Raw genomic sequence first — 16,618 nt, forward strand, 5'->3', positions numbered from 1 at the left:
CAATGACGTTCTATAGAACAATGAAACGCAGCATAGCTGCAGCTATTATTCTATCCATGCTTTTCACCTTTGCAAGTTTCCCTGTTCATGCTGACGCCAGTAGTGCGGATTATTCCATTGCGAACGAATATATGAAATATTCAATCAATTCAAAAACGGGAGGTTTCTCTATAGAAACCATTGACGGTCATCCGCAAAAAGCGTTTGATAACAACCTTCCGCTTCTGTATAAGGAAGATGCGGCAAGGAGCAACGGAACATCGTTCACTACCATTCGTATCGACGGAAAGGATTTTATCTTCGGTCAGGACTATGGCTGGTTTGGAATGGATACCAAGCTTCATGAACCTGTCGTTTCAGAGCAAAACAGGCTGTTAACCATTGCATGGGACATTAAGGGCTATACCATCACACAAAAGGTGTCCATCTCGATCGACCCTAACAATTCAAGGACTGGCAACATTGGTATTTCATATGATGTGAAAAATAACAATGCCACAGCCGGAACGGTGGGGATTCGGCTTCTTCTGGACAACGCGCTGGGTTCAGAGATTGACGCACCTTATGTGCTGGTTGACCCGTCGCAGCCGACCATCGTTGAAACCGAATATAGCGGTGACAATCTTCCGCAGCAAATCAGATATGTTGATTCTCTATCCGCTTCGAGCAAGACGGCTTATGCCCTCTTGTCCGGCTGGAGCGGCAACAAGGATGTGAACGTTGACAAGGTGATTGTCGGACACTGGATTAATCTTGCAAACACCAGATACGAGTATACGCCAAACCCTAGTGTTGACTTTACTAATTATTCCAACCAATACTTGGTTCCTGACACGGCAACGGCCTACTATTGGAATGAAAAACCCATTGAGCCGGGTCAAGTCAGAATTTCTGAAATGCTCTATGGGATCGGCAGCTTTGCTGAACAAACCCAAAAGGAGCATGTGTCCATAGGAATCCAAACCGAAAATGTAGTACTGGCTAACGACAAAAAAGGGTATGAAAACAACGGTGTATTTAAAGCAAATGTCACCATTGACAACAGTGTCTCAGGAGCAAGAGAACTTATAGAACCCATTGTGAAGCTTAGCCTCGAAGAGGGGCTTGTGTTTGCAGCCACGAAGACACGGGAATACACGGTGAAGATTTCGGGCGGCCTTAACATTGGAACGGTATTCAATATTCCGGATGTTGACATTATTGCCGAGACACAGTCTATGATTACGTCAAAACGGCTGGTCGTTTCACTAAACGCCACAGAAATTATTGATGCTAATACCAATAAAGTGGTTGACTACAGTGCCAACACAAACATTTTGATTCCTGCAGTGGAAGGAAAGCTCCCGGAGGTTTCAATGAAGCATGTTTTCCCGGCGGCCGTTTATTATGAAGGCGACAAAAACCTTACCGTTTCCGGCGATATGAAGGTGTTGTCAGGGGCCCTCTCGGGAAGTGACGGATGGAGTCTGTACCTTGTTTCATCAACAAGCGGCGAGGCTGCTCTGATTGACAAAAGAAAAATAAGCTTTATTGATGAAGGCCAAACACTTGCGTTCTCAACGAATCAGACGTTGGCCGTCGGGAAGTATGACATTGAATTCAGATTTACCAATCAACAGCTGATCGACGCCTTCGGTACCAAAATTAAAGCAGCAGCTTCAGTGGACGTTACCGATAATTTAGCAGATAAAAGTGCAAGCTACGGTATTGTTTCGCTAGTCCGGTTCACAGACGCTGCGAACCACAGACAGTTATATGACTATATCAGTTTTACAAACGAAGATGTCATGAAGAAATTCATAGCCGGCGGTGTGGGCAAAGACGGCATTCTTCACAAAGGAATTGCCTTTAAAGAAGACGAAACAGAAATTCTGTTGACCCTTCGCGGAAAAATCAGACTTATGGATACGGGGACAGAAAAATATTACTCTGCCAGCCCGGCCGACGGCGACATTACCATCAACAGCATCTTGACCTATGACAGCACCGAAGCCTTGAAGATGACCGTTGACAGCAAGGGGGCCAGGCTGGAAGGCGACGGTACCGTCAAAGTGATCAACTCGATTAATATTTGGCATAATAAGTGGCATTTTGAAGCCAGCAATGGAACCAAATATACGCTAAACCGGGAGGCTGTTGCCGGGAAGAATGCTGAGGCCTTTGAACTTCAGCTCGGCGATGCCGGTTATATGCTGCAAAATATTGCAGGTTTTTTGATCAATATTAAATACGGTGTTATGACCCGGGACGACGATGATTTCGGAATTAGCTTTGGCGGAAGAATTTCAATGCCTTTAAAAGCTGCTGACTCATCCAAGGGTGAGGAGCATTATGATTATAAAGGCTCGCTCACAGCGGACGTTCAAGATGTTCTCTATGGAAGTAAAGACAGCGAGATTGGTTTTGTTGGCATTAACACAACACTCTCAGTAGCTCTGCCCAAAGATATATTAGGCCCGTTAGTAGGAAACGAAGCCGGTGTTAAAGCGGATATCACCATTAACACCATTGAAGATATTTATAGTATTGATGCCGGTGTATCTGTTACCATGCTCGAAGTAGAAGGGTCATTGGCCCTCAAAAAGGTTCCTATTAACTCCGTTCCCAAGATGATGCTGGACAAGCTCACCTTCTTTTTAGCGCCATCCACAATGAAGGTTCCTGTGGTTGCACCTTATGTATTTATCACAGGCCTTGGCGGAGGCATTTCGAACCTTGCAGACACCGTTGCCGGAGAACCGGCAGGCGAGCTTCCGCCCCTTACCATCCATCTTCAGACGAGGCTATTGATTAATGCCATTATTGTGGGTGATTTTAAGCTGGATGCGAAGCTATCCGGTCTTGCCATAGAAGGCAGCGGCCACCTGGAGAAAGACGAAGAGGGAAGGCTGCTTAATATTGGGGCGGGGATGAATGTTCAATGGATCTCGCCGTTTCAGCTTAATGCCTTCGGCAACATCAGTATTCATGCCGGAGCCATTCGCGGCGGGATCACGATAAAAATCACGGAAGATTATTTCTATGGTTATGTGTACGCAGGGCTGTTCATTCCAGACTCCATCCCGCTAGTGGGGGGCAAGGAGCTGCAAGGAGTTGAGGCAGCCGTCTCCTCTGACTTTGTTGGCGCAAACTTTAAAGTCATTGGGATTAAGCTTGGCTTCATCTATTATTGGAACGGGGATCTCAGCTTTGGCGGGTCCATCGACTTATCTTCAAGAGGAAACGCCGTGCATTATGTGAAGTCGGAAGCGCTGGACGAGAGCGGCAACCTTGTGCCAACCACCATGATCTATGGAACGAATATGAGAAGACTGAGTACGGAGGCCGTCGCTAAGACAAGGGCCGGCAATGGGGTTACCAAAGAGATTAACCCGGCATCAAAGGATGCCCTTCTCTTTGAAATTCCGCTTCGCGGTTTAATCAAGCCTTCTGCATCAGACATCATTGTCACCAATCCAAATGGAAAAAAATTGACCATGGTTGAAGACGACAACAAGGGCAACGGAAACTATCTTGTTCAATCTTTAGACGGCACCAATTATTTGTACATTTCAGTCACTGATCCCTCTCTGATTGTTGGGGGGAACTGGTCCGTTTCAGTTTCAACACCTGACGTTTATATAGACGACTTTGCAGTAAACAGTGTTGACTATATGCCAGAGCTTACAGGAATCAGTGCTTCTACCAGCTCAAATACAAGCCGTGATATTAACGTTTCCTGGACAACGGACAAGCAGGGCAAATATTCGGGTGCACTTAATGTCTATGTTACGAAGGACCCGTCCGTCATGAAAACCATTGAATCCTCTAACATTCAAGATACTTCATCACTAATTAGTATTGGCAACCTGGAGTTAGATGAAATTAAATCAGGTTCTCATGGATTCACGCTTCCTGAGTCCTTCCCTGAAGGGAAATATCATGTGGTGGCAATGCTTGTGAACCATCAAGGCGGAATGAGCAAGAAAATCACGGCTTCAACATTTACTTTCACCAATCCATTGCTCCCTCAGAACCCGAAATCTGTGTCTGCGGCCTACAGCGGTGACGGCTATGTGAAGGTTGGCATAACGGGCAGCGACGATACTGCAACACATTATTTTGTGGCGATCCAAGACGAAGATGGGGATGAGGTCGAGAATTCCTTTGGTCAATTTAAAGTGGGCAGTGACATCATTCTCAAACCGTTAGAAAACCAGACCAACCGGCCTCTATTACAGGAAGGCAAGACTTATTCGGTTAAAGTGCAGGCGGTTAGAATTGTGGAGTCTGCCCTTAAACAGGCGGAATATTATCGTTCAACCGAATTTGCCTCATCGCCAAGCTTTGTTATGCCTGCAACGGATAAGCCTAAGCTTGTAAGCCTTGAGACAAACATTGACAGATCAAAGGAGCTCTATTACTTAAACACTGACCAATTCAAGGCGACGTACACCTTCGACAGACCTGTTAAAATGACCTTAAACCTTAACACCGAGGATAAAAACACGCCTCAGGAATTTAAGAAGGTGTGGTCCTTTGAAGAAAAGCTTGAAGACGGCCAGCACCTGGCTGACTTTACAGCGGTTGCCGAGAACCGTGACACCCTCCAAGGCAGCCGCTCATCAGGAGCCCTAGGATTTACTGTGGATACAAAAGCGCCTGTATTACTCCTTGATGAAGAGGTTAAAACCAGTCTGGATAAGGAAAACGTGGATAACACGGTCAGCAATCAGGTTGTTTTTGTGGGCGCGGACCTAAGTTACAGCTTCCATGGCCTAACAGAACCATCCGCAGCCTTAACGTTAGACGGCAGTTCAGACGGAATTGTTATCAATTCTGACGGAACCTTCGTGGTCAATCGGAAGGCCTCAAGTGAGGAGCCAAACCAGACTCTGATGCTTAAAGCGGTTGATGATGCCGGTAACGAAACGGTGGTTCCAGTGTATCTGGTGAATCGCGTTCTGTCGGAGTTTGAAAGCATCAAACTCATCTCTGACCTGGAAGGCTCCGAGGATCAGCCTGATTCGATCGAGCTTGGCATAGGCGGGACAACGGCGCTGTCTGTGAAAGCTCTCCGCACAGTTAACGGCACCGTTCTAAAAGCAGAAGACGTTGTGTGGGACGTTCTGTATAATCAGAACATCATCAGACTTTCACAAGACGGGACCATTGAAGCATTGGCTCCAGGCGAAACGGCCATCAAGGTTAGCTACAGACTGTCTGCTTTTGAAGGCCAGAACGGGAAGACGGTCTATAAAGAGCTGTCAGACGTTATCAAAATTAAGGTAAAAGATTATGGTTACCGTTATGAAATTCGTCAGACCCAAGGGTTCTCGTTGTACACCATATATACTGAAATGAGCATGGGCAAGACAACGGTTGTAATTGGAGGCAACAAGCAAACTCTGTTATATGACAATCTCAAGAAAGCCTATATCGGTGCTTCAAAGGAGCTTGTCACAGGTGAGCAATTGACAGCCAAGCTTGGTTTTGAACCAACGGTGAAATCTCCTGTTCTTCTGCGGGGAGACACCGATGGCAGTGGTGCTATTGATAAAGTCGATGTTTTGGCAACCTTGAAGGCTATTTTAGACAATGTTTACAACGGTTTTGGTTCTGTAGAAAATTGGATGAGAGCAGATACAAACGGCGACGGCGTGGTTGACATTGTAGATGCGCAGCTCACCCTAATGGAGGCACTGAAAAGATGATCAAATACGTAAAAGTCATTTTGTGCATCATGCTTCTAGGGGCTGTTCTGCCATCCTATGCCTACGGCGCAAATGATGCTGCAGACCTTAGTTATCGTGTAGGTATCACCGTAACGGACAGCTCGGGTACCTTGAAATCGTCCTTTAAGGTAGGAGAAAAAATATTTGTTAAGCTTAGTCTTGCCTATACGGGTGCCGGAAGGGCACCGGTATATGGCTTTCAAGGAAAGCTGCTGTTTGATTCTTATGTCCTGGAAAATACCGGTGTGAATATGGAAAAGGATATTTCAATGAAGTATTCCGATGGTGCCATCAACTATGTCTATCTGGATATGACCGCCAAGGGAACAGCGGATTCCATACTGAACAATATTGGAACGGCTGTATTTCAGGCTAAAAACAGCGGCACGTTCAGCATTTCCTCAAGCAGCTTCATTCTAACGAACAAAGATGCGACACACCGGTATATTGAACCGGTTGAAGCTGTGCAAATCATTGTGGGCGATGGAGTAAAGGATGCCTCGAAATCTCTGTTATATGAAAACATTGTTGCTGCAAAAGCTCTACTAGCTTCAGTTACTATTGCGGATAATCCCCAAAATATCTATTATCCGGATTATTGGTATGAGGCAAAGTCCGCGCAAAAATTGAGAGCTGTGATTGCTGAGGCTGAGGCTGTTTTTGATAAAAAAGATGCGCTGGCTGCTGAAATCTCTGAAGCCATCGAAAAGCTTAGCATTGGCGTTTCCGATTTCGGGAACTCCAAAATTACCGGTCCGAAACGTTGGGCTGCCCAGGCTGGAGACAGCACAGCCGATAAGGCTGCAGTGGATCTATATTATTCCGTTAAAGCTTCTGTGAAAGGCGGAAATGGCAAAATTGCCGAGGGCTTTGAGGCTCAGACCATTCGCGCCACAACCTCTGCCACCATCCGAATGATTGCGGATGAAGGGTATGAAACCGAATATATCTTTGTCAACGGTGAGAAATTTATAGGCCATGACATTTACACCATTCCAGAGGTTAGCCGTGACACCATCGTGGTGGTTACCTTTGCGACAAAACCTCCTTTTACAGATATAGCCCATGCCGATTGGTTCTATTCTTCTGTAAGGTATGTGTACAACAAGGGACTGTTCACGGGAACCTCTGAGACGGAATTCTCACCCTCCGGGAAAATGAGCCGTGCCATGCTGGCCACTGTACTCTATCGCATGGAGAATAAACCGAAGGTTACATTTGTGAGTGCATTCTCAGATGTTCAAAGTGGCCGCTGGTATTCAGATCCGGTGATGTGGGCCAATCAAAAGAGCATTGTTAACGGGTATGATAAGGGGAGATTTGCTCCCAATGATGCCATCACCCGTGAGCAAATTGCTGTTATGCTGCATCGATACGCAAAGCTTAAAGGGTATGGCCTCCAAGCTAAAAATGCAAGCCTGAGCTTCAAAGATGCAAATCGAATTTCAGGCTATGCCAAAGAGTCCATTACTTGGGCTGTGTCTAAGGGCATCATGAAGGGCAACACGGATTTGACTATAAATCCTTCTGGTCTTGCAACCCGAGCGGAGGTTGCCACGATGCTCGAAAGGTTTAGTGAGCTGAATTGAATTTTCATTAGATTTAAAGTTAATTAATCTCTGCTTCAGCTACCCCAGGAGACCCGGATTACGGGTCTTCCGGGGTTTTTTGCTGCGCTACCCAATCAGAATTCCAATTGCTAGAGTAGATTAGCATGAGGGTGCTTCTGAAGGGTGGAGCAGAGGTACCCAAAATGTGGACAGGGGTGAAGGCGTGGAACCGTTCCGATTACATGATGAAATGGGGGGATACAGATGGATTTCAGTGCATTGACTGGCCTCTTCGTTGACAATAACGGTTCAGTCGTGCTGAATGTTCTGTTATCTACTGCCTTAATATGGAGTGTCAAGCAAATCGCGAATAAGGAGAAGGTCATTCAGAATTACCAGAAACGGGATGAGGAGAATGAGAAGCAGCTTAGCGAATATAATCGTACGCTCGTGAAGCTGCTGATCGAGAGAGGTACGGCGGACAGAAAACCAAATGATGAGGAGGTCGTCAACAAGTGAAGCTCCTCGATATCTTCCGAAAACACGAGCTGAAGCCCAGCCGGGTCAAACGGGAAATAGAGACCTTGGGCAAGATTCAGGAAGCGTATGAATCCAATGATCTTGAGAAACTTATTGATCTGCACCGCACCGGTTTAGGTAGAAGGGGAGATGATCTGCATGGACATTATTGATCTGGTTCTGATCACACTGGAGCTGATTGCCCTGATTGCTTTTACCGCGTATGTGATCCGTTATGCCAAGTATTTCATGGGCCGTGGCCCCCTGCGCACCTATAATCTGTACCTACGGAGCGTGTGGGTGACCTACGGCGCTGTTGCGCTGCTGTGCCTCAATCTGTTATGGGGCAGGCTGAATATCGTCCTCGGCTACAATACCGAAGGGAGCTTGTCCAATATTCTGCGTGAATATGTCCTGGTGCTGACGCTTGTGGTGCTGGTGTGCGCGGGCTGGATGCACAAGGAATTATGGGATGCCAACCGGAGGAGCAAGCCCAAGACAGAGCGGGAGAAGCTCGAATAGCCTGAACAGGCCGCCGTCCCTGTATCCCCGTAACATCAGCCGCCCGGCAGCAACACCCCGTAATCTCTGTCTACATGAAAAAGCACCAGCTCCAGCTCAAACAGACCGCCGCTGTATGAAAAATCAAACAATCCGCCCGCGCGCTGAATAGTCTGGCGGATATTCTGCAGTCCGATACCGTGGTTACGCTTATCGTCCTTGGTGGTTAGTAGCCCGCCGCGCCGGCCTTGATGAAGGGGCCCGGAGTAAGGGTTCTGAATCCGAATGAACAAGCTGTCATTCAGGTAATGCATATGTACCGCAATGTACCGTTCCGCTTCTCCCTCCTCCGGCCGCCGGCTTACGGCTTCCAGCGCATTATCCAGAGCATTGCCCAGAACTACGCTGATGACAGCCGTATCCAGCCTCAGTCCGGGCGGAAGCTTCAGCGTAAGGCGCATGGCAATTCCTGCGGCAGCCGCTTCCCGCTGCTTGTAATCCAGGATGGTATCGATCACCGGATTTCCGGTATTGCAGTAAGCTCTGGAGGGCCCGCTCCAGTTCAGCAGAGCGTCCAGCTCTGCGGCGGAGGCCGCTTCTTCTCCGCTGAGGATCCGGGCACGCAGACCAAGCAGGATATGGTTGAAATCATGACGGAACCGGAGAGCCTCCTCCTGAAATTCCCGGTTCCGGTGATACTGGTTCATATAATAGCTGTTCTGCTGCTCCAGCAGCAGCCGCTGGCTGCGTTCAGCCTTGGCGCTCATTGCCCGGTCCATGAGAAGCAGGACCAGCACATTAATGGCCAGCAGGAGAGCAGGGACGACAGGGAACAGCTGCGGATAGTGCTGAAAGAAGAGATGGCCGGATAACTCAAGCAGCACAGCAATGCTGAGAACAGGACAGAGGAAGAGCACCGGCCACAGCCATCCGCTGAGCTGCCCGCGGCCCTCTCCCTTGGCGATCCGGCGCAGCAAAAGGACCAGTAAAAGCATCAGCATTTTGGAGAGCACCAGACCGAGCCTGTACCCGGTCTCTGTGTAGCGCAGCGGAATTGCGGCATCACTCAGGACAATCACTGTTGAGATGAACAAGGCCGTATATAGCCGCCACTTCAGACTGCCGTGGTAGAACAGTGACAGTCCCAGGATCAGCCCGACATTGCCGGCCATCAGGACCAGTCCGGGCAATGAGCTGTAATGCAGCAGGACCTGGGAGGCCATATACAGAAGATAGAGCGTCATCAGCTCCAGCCGGGAGTCTGTGCGGAAGCAGAAGAAGCAGCCGAAGCACAGATGCAGGATAACAGGCAGCAGCGGAAGTGCGGCCAGATAGATGATCTCATCCAGAAGTACAGGATTCACGCCAGCTCCCCCCTGAAGCGCAGATACGCCTGACGGACAGCCTGGCTATACTTGGCGCTGACGGGCAGCTCACAGCCGGTGATGAGGAGAATCCTTTTGGCGCTGATGGCTCTGATGGAATAGAAGTTTACAATATAGGACTGATGAATCCTTACAAAATGGCTGTCCGGCAGCTTCCGCGCCTCCTCAGCCAGCTTCCCGTAATATTGCAGCCGTTCTTCCCGCGTCACCAGTGTGATCCGCCGGATGCTGCTCTCCAAGTAATGGATGTCCCGGTAGGAAATCCGCAGTTCTCCGCTCTTCAGCTGCACCGGAAGAAAGCCGGTCTGCCCCTGCTGTCTGGTGCGGATCGTCTTATGAATTGCTCCCGTTAACTTCCGCGTGAAGTCCTCCGGAGCTACAGGCTTCTTGATGAACCCGGACGGACGCAGATCGAACAGCTGCAGATGGTATTCCTCGTGACTGGATATGAAGATCAGCTGTGCCGGATCGTTGGCGTCATCCGCCCGCAGCAGATGCCCTGCTGCAATGCCGTCCAGACCGCCCAGCTCAATATCCATCAGAATAATATCGAAGCGCTCTCCGTCCTGAAGGGCGCGGGCGAAGCGTTCTCCCGAATAATAGAGCGAGACATCTACAGGCTCGTTTAAGTGTTTTCCCGTTTCCAGAAGAAGGCTTTCTGCCTCCCCGGCTGTACGGGGTTCATCCTCGCATACAGCAATACGAATCATCGCTTCCTCCAGTTTTGCAGTTATCCCTATATTATACAGGGGCTATCCTGAAAACGACATAATCTCCCGTAATTATGACATCTGCGGCAGCGGCTGCGGCAAGGTGTGTTACCGTTAGGCCGTCAGGACGGATTTGAACAAAAGAAGGAGTGTGCTTAGGTTGACGGCAACGGTATTTGAAGCTCAGGGATTAACCAAGAAGTACTCTTCAGGGTATGCCCTGGACCGGCTCAGTATGAGGATTGAAGCAGGGGATGTATACGGGTTCGTAGGGGAGAACGGGGCAGGCAAAACAACGCTGATGCGAATCATCGGAGGCGTCGTGCATCCGACCGCCGGGATCATGGAATTATTCGGAGCGCAGCACAGGGAGGGATGGATTGCAGCCAGACGCCGGATCGGCTTCCTGATTGAACGGCCTTCCCTCTACCCGCATATGAATGCAATGGAGAACCTGGGCTTCTACAGCCGGGTCTTCGGGATCAGGAAGCAGGGCAGGGAGGCTGAAGTTCTGCGGATCGTAGGACTTGAGGATGCCGGACCCAAGAAGATCGAGCAATATTCACTCGGCATGAGGCAGCGGCTGGGGATAGCCGTCGCTCTGCTGAACCGGCCCGATTTCCTGGTGCTGGACGAGCCGGTGAACGGGCTGGACCCGACGGGAATTGTCGAGATCAGGCGCATCCTGGAGCATCTGGCTCAGGAGCAGGGGGTAACGATGCTCATCTCCAGCCATATTCTAAGTGAACTGCAATTATTGGCCGGGAAATACGGCTTCCTCCATCAAGGTAGGCTGATTCAAGAGATTACGGCTGCTGAGCTGCAGCAGTCTGCGCGGACTGCAATCTGTATTAAGACATCTGATCCGGCAGCGGCAGCGGAAATGCTGAAGCAGGAGCTGCACTGCGGGGATATCCGCATCAATGGAGCCGGAGAGATCGAGCTTCCGCGGGATGCAGTGAACCTGGAGCAGCTGATGAAGCTGCTGGTCCAGCGGGGAATCCCGGTGGAAGGCTTGAATCTGACTGCACCCAATCTGGAGCAATATTATATGAAGCTGATCGGGGGCAGAGGAAGATGAAGAGCTTTATGCAGGCGGAGATCTATTTCTTGCGCAAAGACCGGGCGTTCTGGAGTGTCACAGCCGTGTTCGCGCTCGCCAGTCTCGTGCTTGTCCTTATCATCGGGAGCGGCGGAGGTAGCTATGATATTAGCAGCTACGCCGGGCCGCTGAAGTCAGCCGCTACGTTCTCCATCCTGTTCTATCTGGTGGTTCCGCTTCATGCCTGCTTCTTCGCCGTGGAGGGATTCGAGCAGGGGTCGGTGCAGAATATCATTGCTGCCGGCCTCAGCCGGAAGCAATATTTCACCGGAAAATATGTACTTGAGCTGCTTACCGTTCTGGTCTGGCTGCTGGAGTTCTATGGATTGTTCTGGCTGTTCTATCTTGGGGCAGCGCTGGTTACCGGAGCGCCGGCAGGTCCTGGCAGCTTCGGCGCCGATCTGGCGGCCGGCATGACCGCACTTGGCTTGAATCTGCTCTATCTTGCCGCTTACTGTGCGGCTGTGATGATGCTGGGGTTCCTGCTCCGCAAGCCGTTTGCGGCGGCGGTAGCCGCCTTTTTCTTCATATTCGGCAACCTGCTGCTCTCCGGCTATCTCAAGGATTCCTCTTCTGCGCTCCTGCGCACCATCTCCGGGCATTCTCTGATGACGCAGATTCTCACCTTCTCAGGGCTCTATGTAGAGCATTCACAGGTAATTCTCCTGTCGGGTGCGGGGGACTATGTGCGGGCGGTGCTGATCCCTGCCGTCTGGATTGCCGCCTGTGTGAGCGCTGCGCTCGTGATTTTGGAGAATGCAGAACTTCATATATAATAGGATAAAAGTGTGCGGGGAGGCGGCTAAAAGTTGGCTGAAGAATCAAAGCTTGCGCTGGCGACCTTCGCCGGGGGCTGCTTCTGGTGTATGGTGAAGCCGTTCGATGAGCTGCCCGGCATTGAATCCGTGGTTTCGGGGTATACAGGCGGACATACAGAGCATCCGACCTATGCCGAGGTAGGGACGGAAACCACCGGGCACCGCGAGGCAGTGCAGATCGTCTATAACCCGGAGCTGTTCCCCTATGAGCGGCTGCTCGACATCTATTGGCAGCTCATTGATCCAACCGATAACGGCGGGCAATTCATGGACCGGGGGCATTCTTACTCGCCGGCGATTTATGTTCATAATGATGGGCAGCGGAGAGAGGCCGAGCAGTCGAAGGAGAAGCTGAAGGCCAGCAAACGGTTCAAAGCGCCGATTGTGACCGAGATTCTGCCGGCAGCACTGTTCTACCCGGCGGAGACGGAGCATCAGCACTATTACCGGACGCATCCGCTGGATTACAAGCTGTACCAGAAAGGCTCGGGCCGGGACGATTTCACGGCGCTCCACTGGAACAGCCGTAAGGACCAGCAACGGCTGCGGGAGCAGCTCACGGAGCTGCAGTATGAGGTCACTCAGAACAAAGGCATGGAGCCTCCATTCCAGAATGCGTATTGGGACCACTACGAAGCTGGGATTTACACGGATATCATCAGCGGAGATCCGCTGTTCAGCTCGGCGGACAAGTTCGACTCCGGTACAGGCTGGCCCAGCTTCACCCGGCCCGTGGAGGAAGGGCTGGTCCGGCGGGAGGCCGATTATGGCGGCGGGCAGGTGCGCACCGTGCTGCGCAGCAGATTAAGCGGAGCCTATCTGGGGTATGTAAGCTATGACGGCCCGGACCAAGCGAAGCCCTACCATCTGATTAATTCTGCTGCATTGCAGTTTATCCCCGAGGGTGAGCTTGAGCGCAGCGGGCTGGGACGGTATCTGCGGCGGCTTGAGCGCGGAGCTGGAGAGTAGAACCCACACAAGCTTGGTCATATTTAAGGCTGCCGGGTGCATATGCTTGATCTATAGTCCTGTCTACAAAAGGGGTTGAAGATTTGGCAGCTGCACTTCTAGGCAGTTTTTGTTCTGCAATGGCCACCGTGCTGGGTGTAATTCCGATTCTGTTCGTCAAGCGGCTGTCCGAGCTGTGGAAGGATGTACTGGTGGCTTTTACCGCCGGAATCATGGTCTCGGCCAGTACCTTCGGGCTGATGCCGCAGGCGCTCAGGGAGTCGGGCATGATAGCGCTGACCCTTGGGCTCGTTACCGGCGTGTTGCTGCTGGATCTGATTGAGAGCCATATTCCGCATATTGATGTCGAGAACAAGCCCGGCCTCAGCAATCTGGATTCCAAGGCGCTGCTTGTCATGATTGCGCTGTTCATCCACAACATACCGGAAGGGCTCAGCACAGGCTTCAGCTATGCCAGTGAGCAGACAAGCCTCGGCCCCATGGTGGCGATTGCCATCGGCGCGCAGAATATGCCGGAGGGATTAATTCTGGCCGTCTTCCTGATGAATGCCCGCGCCACCCGGCGCAAAGCTCTGATCATCGCGGCCCTGACCGGCCTGATGGAGATGGTATCGGCCGTCATCGGGTATTTCACCGCCAGCTATGTGCAGAATGTGGTCGGATACGGACTGGCTTTCGCTGCCGGAGCGATGCTCTTCATTGTGTATAAGGAGCTGATCCCGGAGAGCCATGGACACGGCTATGAACGGCCTTCGACGTATTCGTTCATCTTCGGGCTGCTGGCGATGGTGTATATTACATTGTTTTTTGGATAATTGGATAGTGTGGTGTGGGATGGACCCCATAAGGATAAGGAGTGGTGACAGGATGGTTAGACTCGAATGGCAAGCTGTATTATCCTTCGTCTTATTAATTGCTTCATACCTCTGCTTGTACGCTGCTATTCATAAGCGGACGGCCTTCGCCCGCTACAGCATGACGGTTCTCTTCATCGCAAGCTCAGCGCCGCTTGCGGTGATGCTGATTCTGGAGAGCCAGAGGGAAGCGCTGGATGCCAATATCGGCCTGGGCATGGCGTTCCTGCTGACCTGGTTCATTACGGCAGTGGTATTTGTGGCTGCATTGATTACGTGGGTAGTTAAAGCAAGGAAACGCACTCACAGGTAGAACATAAGAAGCTAAGCCAAAAATAAGAAGCTGTCCAGAGACTGTAACGCCTACAGTTTCCAGACAGCTTCTTCTGTTAACCGTAAGGCGGCTCTACACGTGCAGGGTATACCGGTTGGCCTTGCTGTTCGCCCGTACCGCGGCAGCCTCTTGCGCAGAGAGCGGCGGCGAGCCGGCTGCCGCTATATTCTGCCGCAACTGCTCCAGGCTGCTCGCCCCCGGAATCACGGCAGCAACGGCCGGATCAGCCAGCGGATATTGCAGCGCCGTCTGCGTCAGTGTCCGGGTGAGGGGGGGCTGGCTCATCAGCTGCTCATGGAGCGCCATGAGCTCGGCCTCCGTATAGTCCAGATAAGAAGCCCGCTGAGCCTTGCTGCGGCCATGATCGGTCAGAATGCCGCTGGCCAGCGGCCCCCGGGCAATCAGGCTGATCCCTTCGCGGGCCAGCAGCGGAAGTACAGTCTCCTCCGGGCGCCGGTCTAGAATGCTATACTGGCTCATCACGCTGACGATGCCGGAGCGCTGTACATATTCGCGGATTACATTCGGCCGGATGGAAGAGATGCCGTAATACCGGATGACCCCCTCCTGCTTCAGCTCCTCGAAGGCCTCTATGGTCTCATCGATATTGTCCTCCAGTGTTCCTCCGTGCAGCTGATACAGATCGATATAATCGGTCTGCAGCCTGCGCAGACTCTCCTTCACCGCCGAGCGGATGTAGGCCTTGGACGCATCCCACACCCAGCCCTCCCGGCCGGGAACTCTGCGGTTGCCCACCTTGGTGGCCAGAATAACCTCTGACCGGCGGTCCCGGATGGCCTTGCCGATGATCTCCTCATTACGCCCTTCATCGTAGAGATCGGCGGTGTCCAGGAAGTTAATTCCCTGCTCCAGCGCCTCATGAATAATGGCAGCAGCCCGCGCTTCCTCGGTTCCCAGCGACATGCAGCCGAGGCCCATGGCACTTACATGTAAATCGGATGATCCCAAACGGTTGGTCTTCATCGGATAATCTCCTCTCGTGACAATAGTGTGTCTATTATAGCATTCGGCTGGTCCGGAGGCACTTTGCAGCGGAAGAGTCCGACTCTCTGGACGCAAAAACAGCAATCCTGCCCACCCTCCAAGTTGAGAAGGGATGGGCAGAATTGCTGTCATCGTCGAGTCGGTCTCTGACCGGACTAGGCTATTTAGCCGCGCAGAATGCTCTCAATCTGCTCCAGCTCTTCGGTGCTCAGCTCCGGTGCATTCAGCGAAGCCACCGCATCCTCGATCTGGCTGACTTTGCTTGCGCCGATCAGGGCAGAGGTGACCTTGCCGCCGCGCAGCACCCAGGACAAGGCGAGCTGCGACATCTTCTGACCGCGCGCAGCCGCGATCTCGTTCAGCTTGCCGACCTTGGCCAGCACCTCAGGCGTAAGCTCCTTCTCGGAGAGGAACACGCTGGGTCCGGCTGCACGGGAATCGGAGGCGATGCCGTTCAGGTAACGGTCGGTGAGGATACCCTTCTGCAGCGGGGAGAAGGCAATGGTGCCGATACCTTCCTCTTCAAGCACATCCTGCAGCCCGTCCTCGATCCAGCGCGACATCATCGAATAGTTCGGCTGGTGGATCAGGCATGGCGTGCCCAGGCGGCGGAGAATCTGCGCTGCTTCACGCGCTTCCTCCGGCTTGTAGTTCGAGAGGCCGACATACAGCGCCTTGCCCTGGCGGACCAGGAAATCAAGGGCGGACATCGTCTCTTCCAGCGGTGTGTTCGGGTCCGGGCGGTGATGGTAGAAGATATCGACATAATCCAGCCCCATCCGCTTCAGGCTCTGGTCCAGACTGGAGACCAGATACTTCCTGGAGCCCCATTCGCCGTAAGGTCCTGGCCACATATAATATCCGGCCTTGCTGGAGATGATCAGCTCATCACGGTAAGGCGCGAGGTCCGTCTTCAGCATCCGGCCGAAGCTCTCTTCCGCAGAGCCTGCCGGCGGGCCGTAGTTATTGGCCAGGTCGAAGTGGGTAATCCCCAGGTCAAAGGCCCGGCGCACCATGGCGCGGCCGTTCTCATACACATCATTGCCGCCGAAGTTATGCCACAGCCCAAGGGAGATGGCCGGGAGCAGCAGTCCGCTGCGTCCGGTGCGGTTATATTTCATCGAGTCATAGCGTTCAGGGTTAGCGATATACATTCT

The 16,618-nt window shown here is 51.8% G+C and carries 14 protein-coding genes; 10 read left to right on the forward strand and 4 right to left on the reverse strand.

All coding sequences use genetic code 11. The features are described 5' to 3' along the window. Positions 1-2: 2 nt before the first annotated feature. From K1558_RS14740 to K1558_RS14760, 5 genes are all read left to right on the forward strand, one after another. Positions 3-5,693, forward strand: coding sequence for a dockerin type I repeat-containing protein (locus K1558_RS14740; protein ID WP_238652354.1), 5,691 nt, complete (start codon positions 3-5; stop codon positions 5,691-5,693). Continuing rightward, complete coding sequence (locus tag K1558_RS14745) at positions 5,690-7,303, forward strand: S-layer homology domain-containing protein (RefSeq protein WP_238652356.1); 1,614 nt, start codon at positions 5,690-5,692, stop codon at positions 7,301-7,303. The genes K1558_RS14740 and K1558_RS14745 overlap by 4 nt, the downstream gene beginning before the upstream one ends. A 225-nt stretch (positions 7,304-7,528) precedes the next feature. Beyond that, positions 7,529-7,783, forward strand: a complete 255-nt coding sequence (locus K1558_RS14750) for a hypothetical protein (RefSeq protein ID WP_238652357.1) — start codon at positions 7,529-7,531, stop codon at positions 7,781-7,783. Then, positions 7,780-7,956: a hypothetical protein gene (locus K1558_RS14755; protein ID WP_238652358.1), complete on the forward strand. Its 177-nt coding sequence runs from the start codon at positions 7,780-7,782 to the stop codon at positions 7,954-7,956. The genes K1558_RS14750 and K1558_RS14755 overlap by 4 nt, the downstream gene beginning before the upstream one ends. Further along, entirely contained in the window at positions 7,943-8,305 is a 363-nt protein-coding gene (locus K1558_RS14760; RefSeq protein ID WP_238652360.1) for a hypothetical protein, read from the forward strand. Before K1558_RS14755 ends, K1558_RS14760 begins: the two co-directional genes overlap by 14 nt. 35 nt (positions 8,306-8,340) lie before the next feature. On the opposite strand, the gene K1558_RS33040 is transcribed toward K1558_RS14760, so the two are convergent. Together K1558_RS33040 and K1558_RS14770 are read right to left on the reverse strand one after the other, a co-directional pair. After that, a complete protein-coding gene (locus tag K1558_RS33040; RefSeq protein ID WP_238652361.1) occupies positions 8,341-9,648 on the reverse strand; it encodes an ATP-binding protein in 1,308 nt (435 codons plus the stop codon). Further along, complete coding sequence (locus K1558_RS14770) at positions 9,645-10,379, reverse strand: LytR/AlgR family response regulator transcription factor (protein ID WP_238652363.1); 735 nt, start codon at positions 10,377-10,379, stop codon at positions 9,645-9,647. Before K1558_RS14770 ends, K1558_RS33040 begins: the two co-directional genes overlap by 4 nt. A gap of 160 nt (positions 10,380-10,539) precedes the next feature. On the opposite strand from K1558_RS14770, the gene K1558_RS14775 reads away from it, so the two are divergent. The 5 genes from K1558_RS14775 (at position 10,540) to K1558_RS14795 (ending at position 14,435) form a co-directional block, all read left to right on the forward strand. Next, on the forward strand, positions 10,540-11,460 hold the full coding sequence (locus K1558_RS14775; RefSeq protein WP_238652365.1) for an ABC transporter ATP-binding protein: 921 nt from the start codon (positions 10,540-10,542) through the stop codon (positions 11,458-11,460). Next, entirely contained in the window at positions 11,457-12,257 is an 801-nt protein-coding gene (locus tag K1558_RS14780) for a hypothetical protein (RefSeq protein ID WP_238652367.1), read from the forward strand. The genes K1558_RS14775 and K1558_RS14780 overlap by 4 nt, the downstream gene beginning before the upstream one ends. A 33-nt stretch (positions 12,258-12,290) precedes the next feature. Further along, entirely contained in the window at positions 12,291-13,268 is a 978-nt protein-coding gene (gene msrA, locus K1558_RS14785) for a peptide-methionine (S)-S-oxide reductase MsrA (protein ID WP_274528589.1), read from the forward strand. 83 nt (positions 13,269-13,351) lie between these two features. Continuing rightward, positions 13,352-14,083 carry a ZIP family metal transporter gene (locus K1558_RS14790; protein WP_238652369.1) on the forward strand — a complete coding sequence of 244 codons (732 nt, stop codon included), beginning with the start codon at positions 13,352-13,354 and terminating at the stop codon, positions 14,081-14,083. 52 nt (positions 14,084-14,135) lie between these two features. Further along, positions 14,136-14,435: a hypothetical protein gene (locus K1558_RS14795; protein ID WP_238652370.1), complete on the forward strand. Its 300-nt coding sequence runs from the start codon at positions 14,136-14,138 to the stop codon at positions 14,433-14,435. A gap of 93 nt (positions 14,436-14,528) precedes the next feature. Here K1558_RS14795 and K1558_RS14800 read toward each other — a convergent pair whose 3' ends face one another. Then, entirely contained in the window at positions 14,529-15,440 is a 912-nt protein-coding gene (locus K1558_RS14800; protein WP_238652372.1) for an aldo/keto reductase, read from the reverse strand. Positions 15,441-15,625: 185 nt separating this feature from the next. After that, on the reverse strand, positions 15,626-16,615 hold the full coding sequence (locus tag K1558_RS14805; protein WP_238652373.1) for an aldo/keto reductase: 990 nt from the start codon (positions 16,613-16,615) through the stop codon (positions 15,626-15,628). Between the last annotated feature and the right edge of the window lie 3 nt (positions 16,616-16,618).

Source organism: Paenibacillus piscarius (assembly GCF_022234545.1).
Classification (GTDB): domain Bacteria; phylum Bacillota; class Bacilli; order Paenibacillales; family Paenibacillaceae; genus Paenibacillus_AQ; species Paenibacillus_AQ piscarius.